Genomic DNA, 1896 nt, shown 5'->3' with positions numbered 1-1896 from the left:
GTGGGGGCGTGGCCGGCAGGGGCGGGTGCCGGTCTGCGCCCCCGAACCTGCGGGGTTTCTGCGGCCTGGTCAGATCCAGGAAACGCCGCGCATGGTGGTATCCCCCTCGGATGTGCTGAGCACCGCGATCTCGCGGGCCCCGATGCGGGTGGCCGGAGCGGTCACCCGCATGTGCGTTCCCGAACGTACCTGTTTCACGCCCGTTCCGCACACGTTGCAACTATCGTGTTACACAACGTGATTCGCGTAAGGGGGAAGGATGACGGCAGTGCAGTCGTCCGCCGAGGACCGTGGTGGGGAACTGGCCCGCAGGCCCAGGCGCCGGGCGATACTGGGGCGTCCGTCCCTGCTCGTGATCTATGTGCCGCTGGTCGTCGCGGTCCATCTGGGGCTGACCGTCGCGGGGCTGCTGGAGACCCCGTTCCGGGGCGGCGACCTGATGACGTTCGCGGCGCTCCTGGTGTGCGGGGCGGTGTGCATCGAGGCGACGCGGCGGCTGGGGATACCCGCCGGGGTGGCGCGCGACCTGCTGTCGGCCTGGTGGCTGCCGGTCGCGCTGCTGCTGCCGCCGGTGTACGTCCTGCTGATCCCGGTGCCGCTGCAAGCGCTGCTGCAGTTCCGGGTCCGGCGCACGCTGGTCTACCGGCGGGCGATCGTCGCCGGGGCGCTCGGGATCGCCGGCGCGTGCGCGTCCAAGGCGTTCCACCTGGTGGTGCCGGAGCCGCTAGAGGGAGCGCCGCAGTGGGTCGTCGAGACCTACCCGGGCATCCCGGCGGCGGTCGGCTGCGCGGCCCTGTTCACGGTGCTGAACACCGCGATCGTCGCCGTCGCCGCGCACGCGGCCAACCCCGAGAGCCGCTGGCGGGACGTCCTGTGGACACGCGAAAGCCTCCTGCTGGACGTGGTGGAACTCTGCGTCGGCATCATCGTCGCGATCACGAGCGCCCTGTCGCTGGGGCTGCTGCTCCTGGCGCTGCCGCCGGTGATGCTGCTCCAGCGCAGCCTGATGCACCAGCAGCTCCAGGCCGCCGCACGCACCGACGCCAAGACGGGCCTGCTGAACGCGGCGGCCTGGCAGCGCGAAGCCGACACCGAACTGTCCCGCGCCCAGCGCACCCACGACGCCGTGGCGCTCCTCCTGATCGACATCGACCACTTCAAACGCGTCAACGACACCCACGGGCACCTGATCGGCGACCAGGTCTTGGTCGGCGTCGCCAGCACCCTCTGCCACCAGCTGCGCGACTACGACGTGGTGGGACGCTTCGGCGGAGAAGAGTTCGTCGTGCTGCTCCCAGGCGCCGACACCGTGGAAGCCTGCCGCGTAGCCGAACGCCTGCGCGGGCGCGTACGGCGCCTGGCCGTCCCCGCCGAAGAGGGCACGGTCACCGTCACGGTCTCCGTGGGCGTCGCCCTCTTCCGCACCCACGGCCAAGACCTCCTGGAACTACTGGCAGCGGCCGACCTGGCCCTCTACCGCGCCAAGTCGTCCGGCCGCGACCGCGTCTGCCTACCGGCCCTGGAGAACCCCAAGGCGTCCGACACCTGAACCGGCCTCCGCAACGAGACCCGCCTCCGCAACGAGACCCGCCTCCACAACTAGACCCGCCTCTGCGGCCAGGCCCGCCTCGCCGCTAGACCTACACCTGCGGCCAGGGCCGCGTCTGCGGCTAGACCGGCTCCCGTAACTAGGCCCGCGTCTGCGGCCAGGCCCGCTTCCGTAACTGGACCCACGTCTGCGGCCAGGGCCGCGTCTGCGCTAGACCCGCCTCCGCGACTAGACCCGCGTCTGCGACCAGGGCCGCGTCCGCAACTAGGGCCGCGTCTGCGACTGGGGCCGCGTCTGTGGCTGGGCCCGTCTGTGGCTGGGTCCGGCTGTGTGGTCAGGGGCGGGTC

Annotated in this window: 1 protein-coding gene; it reads left to right on the top strand. The window is 71.6% G+C overall.

Annotated features, from left to right (window positions below; all coding sequences use genetic code 11):
• The first annotated feature begins 259 nt into the window (after positions 1–259).
• Positions 260–1549: a sensor domain-containing diguanylate cyclase gene (locus E1293_RS46740; protein ID WP_132206547.1), complete on the top strand. Its 1290-nt coding sequence runs from the start codon at positions 260–262 to the stop codon at positions 1547–1549.
• Positions 1550–1896 lie beyond the last annotated feature (347 nt).

Origin of the sequence: Actinomadura darangshiensis, assembly GCF_004349235.1 — a bacterium.
GTDB lineage: Bacteria > Actinomycetota > Actinomycetes > Streptosporangiales > Streptosporangiaceae > Spirillospora > Spirillospora darangshiensis.
Note: the sequence above shows the minus strand (reverse complement) of the source record. Positions and strands in the feature narration are given on the sequence as shown.